Source organism: Promineifilum sp. (SeqCode) (assembly GCF_041918635.1).
Taxonomy (GTDB): Bacteria; Chloroflexota; Anaerolineae; order Promineifilales; family Promineifilaceae; genus Promineifilum.
In genome coordinates, this window is record NZ_JAYRVJ010000075.1 from 1 (window position 1) to 13,261 (window position 13,261).

Consider the following 13,261-nt stretch of genomic DNA (forward strand, 5'->3'; position numbering starts at 1 on the left):
CCGTCGCGCATCACGCCCACCTGGTCGCCCAGGAAGAGCGCCTCTTCCTGGTCGTGGGTGACGAACACGGCGGTGACGCCCCCAGCCTTCAGTAGCGCCCGCACCTCGGCCCGTACCTCGGCCCGCCGCGCGGCGTCGAGGTTGGAGAATGGCTCGTCGAGCAGCAGCGCCGCCGGCTCCGTGGACAGCGCCCGCGCCAGGGCGATGCGCTGCTGCTCCCCGCCCGACAGTTCGTGGGGCATCCGCGCCTCCCGGCCGGGCAGGCCGACGAAGGTCAGCAACTCGGCCACGCGCACGCCGGCCGCCCGTCCCTTGCCCAGGGCGAAGCCGACGTTCTGGCCGGCGCTGAGGTGGGGGAAGATGGCGTAGTCCTGGAAGACCATGCCCACGCGGCGCAGTTCCGGCGGCAGGTGACGCCCCTCATCGACCACGGTCTGGCCGTCGATCTCGATGGTTCCGGCGTCGGCGCGCTCGAACCCGGCGATGAGGCGCAGCAGCGTCGTCTTGCCGCAGCCGCTCGGCCCCACCAAAGCCAGGATGTCGCCCGCCGCGACGCTCAGCGAGAGGTCGCGCACGACCGGCAGCGCGCCGAAGCGCTTGCTCAGCCCGCGGCAGCGCAGGGCGATCCGCCCCCGCCCCGGGCGCGTCTCGACAACCGGCGACGTCGTAGCCACCGGCGAGGCGGTGGGGACGTTAATCGCGCCGGCCATCCCGCAACGTGAGCAAAGCCAGGGGAACCGAGGAGAGCAGGATGAGCAGCAGCGTCGGGGCGGCGGCGCGGGCGAAGAACGCCTCGCCGATGTTGGCCCACACCTGCACCGCCAGCGTGTCAAAACCGATGGGGCTGAGGATGAGCGTGGCCGGCAACTCCTTCATGACTGTCAGGAAAACCATCGCCGCGGCGGCCAGCAGCCCCGGCCGGACGAGCGGCAACGTGACACGCCGGAACACGTCCCCCGGCCGGCGGCCGAGCGAGCGGCCGGCCTCCTCCAGGCTGGGCGACACCTGCAACAGGGAACCGCGCTCCGAGCCAACCGCCTGGGGCAGGAACAGGACGACGTAGGCCACCAGCAGCATGGGCAGCGTCTGGTAGAGCGCAGGAGCGTAGTTGGCCCCGATGAAGACGAAGGCCAGGGCGACGACGATACCCGGCAGAGCGGCCCCGGTGTAGGTCAGCCGCTCCAGCCAGCGCGAGACCCGCCCCGGCTTGCGGACGGCCAGCACCGCCACGGGCAGCGCCAGGGCGATGGTCAGCACGGCCGCGCCCAACGACACCGCCAGCGAGTGCCACGCCGGCCGGACGAGCGCCGCCAGCGAGGCGACGTTGTTCGGCGTCCCGCCCAGATCGCGCACCAGCCAATCCTGGTTCAATCCCCGCCACAGCCAGTAGGCCAGCCCGCCGGCCGGGACGATCAGCGCCATAAAGCCGACCAGCGCCATAAAGCCGAGCGCCGGGTACTTCCACACGCCCAGGTGGGTCGGCTGCTGCGCGCGGGCGCAGCCGGCTGACAGCCGGGCATAGCGCGCGCGCCCTCGCCCGCGATGATCCAGGAACAGGAGCACGGCCATCAGCCCCACCAGCAGCAGGGCCATGGCCGCGGCCTCGTCGAGCCGGAAAGCCTGATAGCGGTTGTAGATAACGCGGGTGAACGTGCCGAACTGGAGCAGGTTGACCGCGCCGAAGTCGCGCAACACGTAGAGGGCCACGAGCAGGCTGCCGGCGGCCAGCGACGGCCGCAGCGCCGGCACGGTGACCCGCCAGAACGCCCGGCGCGGCGACAGGCCCAGGCTGCGGGCCGCCTCCAACAGCGACGGGTCCTGGCGTTGCAGGGCGGCGCGCACGGACAGGAAGGTGAACGGGTAGGTGATGAGCGTCAACACCAGCCACGCGCCGTGGAAGCCATAGATGGACGGCAGCCGGTCGATGCCCAGGGCCGGCTCCAGCCAGCCGTAGACCACGCCGCGGGGGCTGAGCAGCGACACGTAGAGGTAGGCGGAGACGTAGCTGGGGATGACCAACGGCAGCGCTACCAGCACTGACCACACGCGCCGCAGGGGCAGGTCAGCGGCGGTGGTCAGCCAGGCCAACGGCACGGCGACGACCGCCGACGTGGCCGCGACTGCGCCGGCCAGCAGCAGCGTGTTGCCCAATGTGGCCCACGTGCGCGGCGAGAGCAGTGTGTCGAAGGTGGACGCGCCCGCGCCGGCGGCGCGCAGTAACAAGTAAGCGGGCACGATGAGGATGAGGCCGACGACGGGGATGGCCGCCAGCAGGAGCAGCGTCGAGGCGGAGAGTGACCGGCGATAGCCGCCGACGGCGGCGCGATCACGCTCCCGCCGCGCGCCCCGCCATGCCTGCCCGTTGACCACTTCGAAGATGCTCATGCAAGAAAGAATCCGCAGATTTCGCAGATTTTTGGAGAAAGAGGTGTAGTCTACTTCTTCCTATACTCGGTACTATAAGGCGCGGCCAACGGATGGGTCAACGGTGCGTGTTAAACCACAAGTTGCGGGCAGCGATCTTTGGGTTTAACCGTGGTTCAGATGCGGAGCAGGGGAGCGGGGGTGCAGGGGGCAGGGGAAGGGGGGAAGCGGAGTGCGCATCCTCAGATGCGCACCTCTTCGCGGCGCGTCCGCATCTGAGGATGAGGACTCTGTCGTTAGCCATTAGGGGAACAGGTTCCCCCTGCCCCCCTGCTCCCCTGCTCCTCTGCTCTATTCAATGATGCCCAACTCGATCAACAAATCCTGCGTCCCCTGCAAGTCGGCCAATTCGGCCGGGGTGACGTGGGCGGCCACCGCTTCCAGTGCCGACAGCGGCGGCAGCGTCGCTGGCAGGGCCACGCCCTCGATGACCGGATACTCGAACGTCTCCGTGGCGAAATACGTCTGGCCCTCGGGCGACAGTAGGTACTCGATGAAGCGCTGCGCGTTGGCGGCGTTGGGGGCTGTCTTCAGGATGCCCGCGCCGGAGACCATAATGAGCGAGCCAGGCCCGCCGCCGGGCAGAAAGTAGTTCCGCGCGCCGAACGTCTCCCCCTGCTCCGACAGGAAGCGGTACAGGTAGTAGTGGTTGACGAAGCCGGCGTCGATCTCGCCCGAGGCCACGGCCTCGACGACGGGCGTGTTGCTCTCGTAGGAGATAGGGTTATTGGCGCGAATGCCCTCCAGCCATTCGCGCGTCTTCTCCTCGCCCCAGACGGTGCGCATGGCCGTCACCATCGCCTGGAACGAGGCGTTGGTTGGCGCCCAGCCCAGCCGGTCGCGCCACTGCGGGTCTACGAAGTCATAGATGTCGGCCGGCAGTTCGGCCGCCGGGTCGGTAATGGCCGACGTGTTATAGGCCACGACGCGGGCGCGGCCGGAGATGCCCACCCAACTGCTGTCGGCGGCGCGGAAGCGCTCCGGCACGCCACTCAAGAGCGATTCCGGCAGCGGCTGGAACAGACCAGCGGCCTGCACCGCGCCCAGCCCGCCGGGGTCCTGGGCATAGAACAGGTCGGCCGGGCTGTTGGCCCCCTCTTCCAGCAGGACGCCGGCCATCTCCGACGTGCTGCCATAGCGCGCTTCCACGTCGATGCCCGTCGCCGCCTCGAACTGGTCGAGGAGGGGCTGGACCAGCGTCTCGCTGCGGCCGGAGTAAATGACCAGCCGGCCGGCCGCGCCGCTCTCAGCCGGCGCGGTCGCGACGGCGGGGGCGGTGGTGGGTTCGGCCGCTGGGGTCACGCCGGCCGTCCCGCCGCAGGCGATGAGGCCAGCCAAGAGGGCGGTCAAAACACAAAACAAGGGCAGCGTCTTCTTCACGCTTACTGTCTCCTATAAAATGGGGAATGGTAGCCGTAGGCTGTTAGCCCGGGCCAGTGCGCCACGGGTTAAGAAACCCGCGCTACAGGGCGGTAGTTTGTGGCACAGGTGAACAACCTGAGGCACAGGTTATCCACCTGCGTAGCGACCTCGTCAGTCATACCAACCTGTGCCACGCGATGCATTATGCGGGCAACCGGGGGGCAAATCAATGGGCAGCGATCAATCAGAAATTAACCGCCGCAGGGCCGAATGTTGAGCGGGGTTAACCGACAAGTTGCCGAAGGGGAAAGTAAAAGCCCCCGGCCGTTGCCGGCCGGGGGCGCGCTGATGGAAAAGACAGCTCCGGCCTCCCACAAGGGGAAAGGGCCGAGCCAAAACACGTCTCGCCTAACGCCCGCGGAACAACTCGCGGACGATGATGTTGCGCTGAATCTGGCTGGTGCCCTCGTAGATCTGGTAGATCTTGATGTCACGCATCAGCTTCTCCACCGGGTACTCGGACATGTAGCCGTAGCCGCCGAAGACCTGGACGGCGTCGGTCGTCACCTTCATCGCCATGTCGGCGGCGTAAGCCTTGGCCATCGCGGCATGGACGGTGTTGCGCTCGCCGCGGTCGTAGTCCCAGGCCGCCCGCCAGACCAGCATCCGCGCCGCCTCGACCTGCATCGCCATGTCGGCGATCATGTGGCCGATGGCCTGGTGCTGCCAGATGGGCTGGCCCATCGTCATGCGCTCGCGGGCGTACTTGATGGCCTCGTCCACCGCCCGCTGGGCCACGCCGACCGCGCCCGCGGCCACTGTCGGCCGGCTCTTGTCGAAGACCTTCATCGAGGTGGCGAAGCCCGTGCCCTCTGCACCCAGCCGGTGCGAGGCCGGCACGCGCACGTTGTCGAAGACGACCTCGGCCGTGTCCGACGCATGCTGCCCCATCTTCTCGAATGGCTTGCCGACACTGACCCCTTCCCAGTCGCGCTCAACGACAAAGAAGCTCATGCCGGTGTAGCGCTGGCGGCGGTCGTCGCGCACCTGGGGGTTGGTATAGGCCAGAACGGTGTAGAAGTTAGCGTTGGTCGCGCCGGTGATGAACGTCTTGCCGCCGTTGAGGATGTAACCATCGCCGTCGCTCACGGCCGTCGTCTTGATGCCGGCCACGTCGGAACCCGCCTCCGGCTCGGTGACGCAGTAGCCGCACAGCTCCCCGCCGGCCAGCCGGCCGCCGTACTCGTGCTTCTGCTCCTCGCTGCCGGCGATCATCAGGGGCAGGATGCCCAGGTTGTTGACGCCAATGGCCGTGGTGATGCCGGAGCAGCCCCAGGTCAACTCCTCCTGCACCAGGCACTCCTCGAACAGGCTGAGGCCCAGACCGCCATACTCCTCGGGGACGGCCATGGAAGTCAGCCCTAACTCCTGCGCCTTGCGGATGATGGGCCAGGGATACTCGTGGGTCTTGTCGTAATGCTCGGCCTTGGGGGCGATCTCGTTGCGGGCGAAGTCGCGGGCCAACTTCTGAATCATCTGATGCTCTTCGCTCAGAATGAAGCTGATCGAGTTTTTGCCATTGGCGCTCATGCTTGCGTTCTCCTTTTTCCAGGCGTGGTGCAGATGGGACAGCGCCAACCGCCCAGATACGGAGCCGGACGGCTGGAATGACGCGCGGCCCCCTCGCCGGGCCAGCCGCGATATAACGCAATGCGTTATAGTGGCATTGTAGCTTAGCCCCGAGAGGGCGTCAAGCGGTATAATCCGGCTCATTCCACCGCACAGGAGAAGCACATGAGCCTACCCCTTGACCCCCACGACCTACGCGCCCAATTTCCCGCCCTCAGGCGCACGGTTGACGGCCAGCCAGCCGTCTTCTTCGACGGCCCGGGCGGCACGCAGTCGCCGGAGCGCGTCATCGACGCCCTGAGCGGCTATCTGCGGCGTGGCAGCAGCAACCACGGCGGCCCCTTCCTGACTAGCCGCGAGACGGACGCCGCCAGCGACGCCGCCCGCGCTGCCATGCGCGACCTGCTCAACGCCCGCCGGCCGGAGGAGATCATCTTCGGCCAGAACATGACCAGCCTGACCTTCAGCCTCAGCCGGGCCATCAGCCGGACATGGCAGCCGGGCGATGAGATCATCGTCACCCGCATCGACCATGACGCCAACATCGCCCCGTGGTTGCTGGCCGCCGAGGATCGCGGCGCGACGGTGCGCTGGCTCGACTTTCGCCCGGAGGATTGCACGCTGGCCCTGGACACGCTGCCGGCGCTGCTCACCCCGCGCACGCGGCTGGTGGCCGTCAACTACGCTTCCAACGCCGTCGGCACGATCAGCGACGTGCGGCGCGTAGTTGAGTTGGCCCACGCCACCGGGGCGCTGGTCTATGTCGATGCCGTCCATTACGCCCCCCACGGCGTCATCGACGTGCAGACGCTCGATTGCGACTTTCTCGCCTGCTCCGTCTACAAGTTTTTCGGCCCCCACACCGGCGTCGCCTACGGCAAATACGAGTTGCTGGACAGCCTGACCGCCTACAAGGTGCGACCGGCGTCCGACGAGCCGCCCGGCAAGTGGGAGACGGGCACGCAGAGCTTCGAGAGCCTGTGCGGCGTGGCGGAGGCGGTCGAGTATCTGGCGAGCGTGGGCGGGCCGGCCGGCAGCCGGCGCGAGCGCCTGGTGCGGGGCATGGAGGCGATCAGGGCCTATGAGGCGACGTTGAGCGAGCACTTCCTGCGCGGGGCTACGCGCATCCCCGGCCTGCGCGTCTACGGCATCACCGACGTGGAGAACCTGGCCGGGCGCACGCCGACCTTCGCCGTCAGCCTGGCCGGCCGCACGCCGGAAGCGGTGGCGACCTATCTGGGCGAGCGCGGCTTCTTCGTCTGGCACGGCAATTACTACGCGCTGGCGGCGATGGAGCGGCTGGGCCAGGAGCCAGAGGGACTGGTGCGCATCGGCTTCGTCCACTACAACACGACTGAGGAGATCGACCGGCTGTTCGCGGCGCTGGCGGAGTTGGCCGGCCGTGATTTGTAGCGCCGGATGAATGCCTATTGACATACGTCAATTCGTATGCCATAATCGCCGCATTATTCAAGCAGCCCACGCTGCGCCGCTATCTTAACCTTAAGGAGGTGGTGTCTATGAGTAGTTATCAGTTAACCTGCACCGTAGCACTGCCTCCTCGTGAGAGCTAGTAGTGCTACGGTGCAAAACAAAGGCCCTGTGGAAACACAGGGCCTTTGGCTTTTCTGGGGGCCACGCCGGCCGGACTTCGCCATATGGCCGCCCCTGACGACCTGCTCGACTACTTCTTTGGCGACCAGCAGCCTGCCCTCTACCCCGAATTGGAAAGGTGGTTGCGCGGTTCGCGCCGCTTCCAGACCTTCGCCCACTTCTATCGCGGCAAGATTCGCGCCAAGCTGAGAAACGCGCGGGACGAAGCGGGCCAGAAGGACTTGCGCGCCGAACTGGAGACGGCTGCCCTGCTGCTGCGCGACGAGCGATTCGTGGTGGAGTACGAAAAGTACGCCGCTTCCAAACAGCGTGGCCCCGATTTCACTGTTACCTTCAAGACCCACACCCCCTTCAACGTCGAAGTCCGGCGCATGCGCGGCGTCGAATTGGAAGCGGGCGACGCCGCGGCGCGCCTTGCCAAGTTAGTGGCGGTGTTGGGCGACAAGGTGGGGCAGATGCCGCCGAGTATCGTCAACCTGCTGTGGCTGATCGCTGAACAAGGGGTGGTCGAAGCGGATGTGGCTCAGGCGGCGGCAACGCTGCGCCAACTGGCCGAGCACAAGACCGAACTGTTCTTCACGCGGCGCGGCTTCGAGAGCGCCGCCGACTTCCTGAAACAGTACGGCCGGCTGAGTGGAGTCATCGTACGCCAATCGGGCGAGCCGGTTCTCTGGTTGAACCCACTCGCCCGACACAAAACACCGCCGGAGATCGCGCTGGCGCTCCGGCGTCTCGCCGCTTCCGAGGTCTAAACCTCTTCCGGCATCGGCGTGTAATCCAGCGGGGAATCGGCTACGCTGTAACTCGGCGAAGTGGCGTAGGGTGTCGGGCCGCCGTTGGTCGTCGTGGGCGGCACGTACTCGCCCGACTGGCGGCGCACCCAATCCTCATACTTCGTCCCGTCGGGCATGGTGCAATTGGTCAGCGCCTTGGCCGTCGAGAGCGCCTTCAACGAGACGCGCGCGCCGAACAGGAACGCCCCGGTCAGGTTGGCCCCGTGCAGACGGGCGTCGTCCAGATTCGCTCCGCTCAGATTGGCCTCGGCCAGATTGGCCTTCTCCAGATTGACCTTGCTCAGGTTGGCCCAGCCCAGGTTCGCGCCATTCAGGTTGGCCCGCTCCAGATTGGCGTAGCTGAAGTTGCCCTCGACCAGGTTGGCCCGCTCCAGGTTGGCCCCATTCAGCGCCACGCGCTCGGCGGCGGCCTTATTCAAGTTGGCCTCGACCAGCGACGCGCCGCTGAGTATCGCCCCATCCAGCGTCGCGCCGGTCAGGTCGGCCTCGTTCAGCGAGCACAGGCTCATGTCCGCGCCGCGCAGATCGGTCTCGGTCAGGTTAGCCAGGTCCAGCTTGGCGCGACCCAACAGCGCGTCGCCCAGATTGGCGGCGCTGAAGTTGGCGTAGGCCAGGTCGGCGTCCTGCAAATTGACGCGGCTCATAAAAGCGCCGGACAGATTGACCCAGCCCAGGCCCGCCCCTTGCAGGTTGGCCCCGGCCAGGTGGCTGTTCGACAGCGTGCCGTCGGTCAGCCACCCCTGCGCGTCAAGCTCCTTGATGGCCCGCGCGGCCAGCCCGGGATCGCCACTGGCTACCTCGCGCACCAACTGCGTCTTCTGCAACTGGCTCTCGCGCACCAGCTGCGCCTCTTCCTGCGCCTGGCGCTGAGCTTCCAGGTAGGCGGTCAGACGGCTCTCGCGCTGCCGCATCTGCCGGTCGTTGATGAACACCACCAGCGCAACGCCCAGCAGGGTCAGCCCCAGCCCGCGGGCATACTCGTTGAGCAGCGTCCCCGGTTGGTAGCCCAGCCAGCCGAAGAAGACAGCGAGGACGATCAGAACGATTACGACGACCTGGATATTTGGGCCCTTTTGCTGATTCGACATGTTACTTCATTGTCTCCCGGAAGATGGCCTATCGCTCAAAGGTCGATGGCAGTATCCTCGCTATAGTCGATCTTGATCAACCCCTGTTCGATGGCGTCGACCACGCTCATGTCGGCCCGGGCCGCGCCGCCGGCCGTCGCCAGCCGCCGGCTCGGGTTCAGTTCGACCGCCTTCTCCACCTCTTCCATCAGCAGGCGCGGCCACTTCTTGATCGCGTCCGCCTGCGCCGCCTGGACGCGCCAGATGAGGTTGCGATTGTCCTGCTGCAACTTCTGGATCAGCTCATCCACGGCCCCCAGTTCCTCGCGCCACAACTGCTCGCTGCGGCGGGCCGAGACCCACTTTTGCTCGTTCTCCAACTCGAATGTCTGCCACTTCTGACCCAATTCCAACTCGAAGTTCTTCAGCTTCTCCTGCACTTCGACCAGGAAGCCTTCCCAGCGTCCCTGCATGCGATTGGACTCCACGCGCAGCAGCTCGGCCGCCTCGCGCTTCTGCTGCTCCAGTTGCTTTTGCCAGTGGGCGAAGTTCTGGACAGCCATGCGCGCCTCTTTGTATTGGTTGCTGAGCGTGATCCACTGCTGCGTGAAGCGCTCGATGGTGTCCTTGTGCTCGTCGATGGTCGTCTGCCACGCCTCGATCTGCCGGCCGGTCTCAATCTGGCCGCGCTGCTGGTCGGCGGCCAGGTTGGTCAGCATGTCGCGCATCTCCGTCTGGTCGGTGGCCAACGTCTGGAGGCTGGCCTCCGCCTTCAGGATGTTGTTGTTCAGCACGGTCAGACGTTCGCCAAGCGGCCCCACGCGGCGGCCAATCTCCGTCAGCACCGGCTTCCAGTGATCGTTGAACTCCTGGCCGGCGCGGCGCAACTCCTCGACCGTCCGCTCCGCGTCCGACAGGCGGCTGAGCAGGGTCACGTTGCCATCGTGCAGCTCCGTCAGCGTGTTGTTGAGCGGCACGAAGCGGCCCTCCTGAGCGCTGATGAGGTTGGCCAGACGCACGTCTTCGGACTGGCGAAATTCAAGCTCATTCTCCAACCGGGTGAACAGTGGCATCACCTCGCGGATGTTGCCGACCTTGGCGATGCTCTCCTCTAACTGGGCCATCTGCGCCCTGAGCGCCTCGCTCTGCTGCTCATAGGTCGCCAGTTGCGCATCCACTTGCGGCAGCCGTTCCAGTGCGGCCATCGTCCGGTCGTCCACCTGGCCGAGAATGTTAGCCAACTCTGCTTGCCGATCGGTCAGGGGGTTCAAACGCTCCGACAGTTCGCCCAGACGCTCCTCAAAGCGCAGGAACTCGGGTGGAACCTCGGGCGTGCGGCCGGCCAGCGCGTCGAAGCTTTCCTGCCACTCGGCCGACATCAGGGCCATGCGGGCCTCATACTGTTCGGCCAGCGCGTCGGTTGCCGTCCGATACTCCTCGGCCAGCGTACCAACGTGCTCCTGGAAGCGCGCGGCCAGCGAGGCGAAGTTGGTCTGCGACTCCGCGGCCAGGGTAACGGTGCGATCGCGCAGTTGCTCCGACAGTTGGCCCACGCTCTCACTCAGCATGGCGATCTGCCCATTCACCTGAGTCAGCGCCTCAGCCTGCTCCTCCTGGCGCGAGACCAGCGGCAACAGGTTATCCTCGATGTTTTGCGGCCCCGGCAGCGCCTCCCGCAACCACTCGAACTGCGCCGCCAGACGGTTGTTGGCCTCGCGCAGACCGCCGGCCTCGGCCGCCAGCCGGCTCTCGATCTGGCTCAAGGCCTCGGCCTGTTGCTCCTGGCGCGACGCCAGCGGCAGCAGGCTATTCTCGAAGCTCTGGGTCGATGGGATGGACTTTTGCAAGGCTACCAGTTGTGTCGCCAGACGAGATTCGGCCTCGCGCAGATCGGCAACCTCCGATTGCAAGCGGCTTTCTACCTGCGCTTGCTCGGCCTGGAGGCGCGCCTGCGCCGCGGCCAGCGCCTGGGCGATCTCGTCCTTCAGGCGCGCCCGCTCCTCTTCGAGGTTCGGCTGGCGAGCCAATTGGCCGCTCAGGTTCGACAGCTGCCACTCCAGGTCTTGCAGGCGCTGTTCCTGGCCGGCGGCGTTGGGGTCGCGCTCCGGCAGCCGCTCAAAGCGTTCGGCGAAGCTGGCGACGTGCCACTCCAGTTCCTGTATCTTCTGGTCGCGCTCGACAAGCTCACGGCCCTGCTGCGACAGGCGCTGCTCCAACTCGGTCACTTTGCGGCCGGACTTGCGCCGCTCCTCATCGAGCCACTTGAGATGATTGCGCAGTTCAGTCAGTTCGCGTGTTTGTGTATTGCTGGAACTGAGAGCCATCGGGAGAACTCCTTGGGCATCCGGGATATCACACTATAGTTTCACAGGCGCGAGGACGGCAGGCGGGCCGGGTGGCCGCCACGCTGGCTCTTGCTGAATTCGTTCGACACACCTAAAGAACCGCCGCCAAAGAACGAGGAAAGACGGCTGTCAGGTCATTGAAATAGTGCCACAGCCGGGCGCAAGAGAACATGAAATGTACGTGAAATGTTGGGGGCGCGGCGATAAAGGCCGCGTGAAATTGGCTCAGAAGGGCATATGGGCTAACGGTGAATAACCCAGAACTGGTCTACATCTCTCTGGAAATCTGCCCAATCTGCGAAATCTGCGGATGGCTTCCTCTTCTACTCGCCCGCGGCTGGCTCGACCGTGAAGGGGATACGGATCGGCCGGTTGTCGTCGTTGGCCAGCACCGGGTCGGCGCCAGGGGCTTCGAATGACTCCGGCACGCCCAAGTCCTCATAGAGCACCAGATACACCGGCCCGGCGGCCGGCGCGGGATCCAGGGTCACGACCACGTCCCGACTGATGCCCGGCGGCACGAGCGTCCGCCCCAGCACGTCACCCGGCTGACCGTCGGCGCTGGCGTGGACAGCTACCCAGGTATTGGCGGCGCTGACCACCACCGCTACGCTCAGGCTGTTGTCGTCCGCCAACGGTTGGTCGCGGACGATGGCCTGCGCGACCTGATCGGTGCGGAAGGGGGTGGCGCGCGGCATCCGCCCACCGTCGCGCACGACCGGGTCGGCCCCGGGGTAGTTAAAGTCGTCGCCCGGCTCCGTGTCGCTGTGCAGCCAGGCGTAGAGTTGTGTGGTGATGGCCGAGTCGAGCAACTCCACGGTCACCCGCTCATTTAGCCCATCGACCAGCGGCGCGGAGCCGATGATGAAGCTTGGCTGCCCCTCCTGATCGGCCCAGACAGCTATCCAGCCCGGCCCGTTGCTGATCACACGCTCGATGGTGACCGCGCCATCGATGATCGGCTGGTCATAGACGAGGATGTCGGGCGGAAAAATGGCCTTGAAGCTGGCGACGACGGGCCGGCCGTTTTGCAGCAGCGGCAGGTCAGTAGCCGGGTCGAGGCGGCGTTCCTCACCGCCGTCCTCATGCAGCACGGCGTAGAGCGTCGGCGTGGCCTTGCGCCAGTCAATGGTCATCGTGACGCTCGAGTAGGTTCCCGCTTCCAGAAACAGTTGGCCAACAATCGGCCCGATCTGGCCGTCTTCCTCGGCGTGGATGAGCACCCAGCCCGGCTCCAGCAGTTCGACGCGGGGCAGGGTGATCATGCCATCCTGACCCACCTCCTGATCGACCACCTCCACTACCGGCTGCGGCAGCGCCAACTCCACAGTGAACTCCGCCTCCGGCTCGTTGGGGTATGGCTCGTCCTCGCCGGGGAACTCGAAGACCCCTTCGGCCCCCACATCCAGGTGTAGCCCGGCAAACAGCGTCTCGGTCGCCGCGCGCGTGTCCACTGTCACCTCGACCGCCTCGTGGACGCCCGCGGTCAACGGTGTCTGACCGATGACGTCGTCCGGCGCGCCATCCACCGTGTTGTAGATTACCAGCCAGCCGGGGGCGGGCAGCGTCACCTGCTCCATCGTCAGCACGCCGCTCTCGTCGAGCGTCTGGTTGCCGACCGTGACGGTGGGCGATGGCGGCGTTGGCTCCGGGGTAATGGTCGGGGTGGGCCGCGGCGTGCGGGTGACGGCGGCGGTGGGGGCGTCCGTCGGCGTGGCCGTCGCGTCCCCCTCGCCCGCGCGGGAGCAGCCGGCCATCAGCAGAATGAGGAGGAGGACGAACAGCGCGACGGGTCTGAAAGAGAAATCATCCGCAGATTTCGCAGATTGGGCAGATTTTTCCAGAGGGGAATCGGCGGGCTTTGGAGCAGCCGTCGGTGATCTTTTCATTAGCTTGGGCAAACGGTTACCTCATCGGGTCGGCCATTGGCCAACGACCGAATTGTAGCGGGGAATTGGGAGGGGGCTAGTGGTGTTTAGGTGGCGATTAGGGAGCGGAGCCTCTGGCGGTGCGTGTTCGCGCGCGA

General features: G+C 66.2%; 9 protein-coding genes. 2 read left to right on the top strand and 7 right to left on the bottom strand.

Going from position 1 to position 13,261, the window contains the following annotated elements; translation table 11 throughout:
• The 4 genes from ACE3UY_RS02470 to ACE3UY_RS02485 all read right to left on the bottom strand — a co-directional run.
• Positions 1 to 710, bottom strand: a 710-nt coding sequence (locus ACE3UY_RS02470; protein WP_374685968.1) for an ABC transporter ATP-binding protein, incomplete at its 3' end; no start/stop codon positions are given.
• Positions 694 to 2,385, bottom strand: coding sequence for an ABC transporter permease (locus ACE3UY_RS02475; protein WP_374685969.1), 1,692 nt, complete (start codon positions 2,383 to 2,385; stop codon positions 694 to 696). The genes ACE3UY_RS02470 and ACE3UY_RS02475, both read right to left, overlap by 17 nt.
• Before the next feature lie 330 nt (positions 2,386 to 2,715).
• Entirely contained in the window at positions 2,716 to 3,804 is a 1,089-nt protein-coding gene (locus ACE3UY_RS02480; protein ID WP_374685970.1) for an iron ABC transporter substrate-binding protein, read from the bottom strand.
• A 390-nt stretch (positions 3,805 to 4,194) separates the two neighbouring features.
• Positions 4,195 to 5,376 carry an acyl-CoA dehydrogenase family protein gene (locus ACE3UY_RS02485; protein ID WP_374685971.1) on the bottom strand — a complete coding sequence of 394 codons (1,182 nt, stop codon included), beginning with the start codon at positions 5,374 to 5,376 and terminating at the stop codon, positions 4,195 to 4,197.
• Positions 5,377 to 5,580: 204 nt separating this feature from the next.
• Between ACE3UY_RS02485 and ACE3UY_RS02490 the strand changes: the two genes are divergently transcribed.
• A complete protein-coding gene (locus tag ACE3UY_RS02490; protein ID WP_374685972.1) occupies positions 5,581 to 6,828 on the top strand; it encodes a cysteine desulfurase-like protein in 1,248 nt (415 codons plus the stop codon).
• A gap of 245 nt (positions 6,829 to 7,073) precedes the next feature.
• Positions 7,074 to 7,781 (top strand): hypothetical protein, encoded by a 708-nt coding sequence (locus ACE3UY_RS02495; RefSeq protein ID WP_374685973.1) that lies wholly within the window; start codon positions 7,074 to 7,076, stop codon positions 7,779 to 7,781.
• On the opposite strand, the gene ACE3UY_RS02500 is transcribed toward ACE3UY_RS02495, so the two are convergent.
• From ACE3UY_RS02500 to ACE3UY_RS02510, 3 genes are all read right to left on the bottom strand, one after another.
• Positions 7,778 to 8,911: a pentapeptide repeat-containing protein gene (locus ACE3UY_RS02500; protein ID WP_374685974.1), complete on the bottom strand. Its 1,134-nt coding sequence runs from the start codon at positions 8,909 to 8,911 to the stop codon at positions 7,778 to 7,780. The genes ACE3UY_RS02495 and ACE3UY_RS02500 overlap by 4 nt on opposite strands.
• 35 nt (positions 8,912 to 8,946) lie before the next feature.
• The gene (locus ACE3UY_RS02505) at positions 8,947 to 11,214 is read right to left on the bottom strand and encodes a hypothetical protein (protein ID WP_374685975.1); all 2,268 of its coding nucleotides are present in this window, start codon (positions 11,212 to 11,214) and stop codon (positions 8,947 to 8,949) included.
• 344 nt (positions 11,215 to 11,558) lie between these two features.
• Positions 11,559 to 12,992, bottom strand: coding sequence for a hypothetical protein (locus ACE3UY_RS02510; RefSeq protein WP_374685976.1), 1,434 nt, complete (start codon positions 12,990 to 12,992; stop codon positions 11,559 to 11,561).
• Between the last annotated feature and the right edge of the window lie 269 nt (positions 12,993 to 13,261).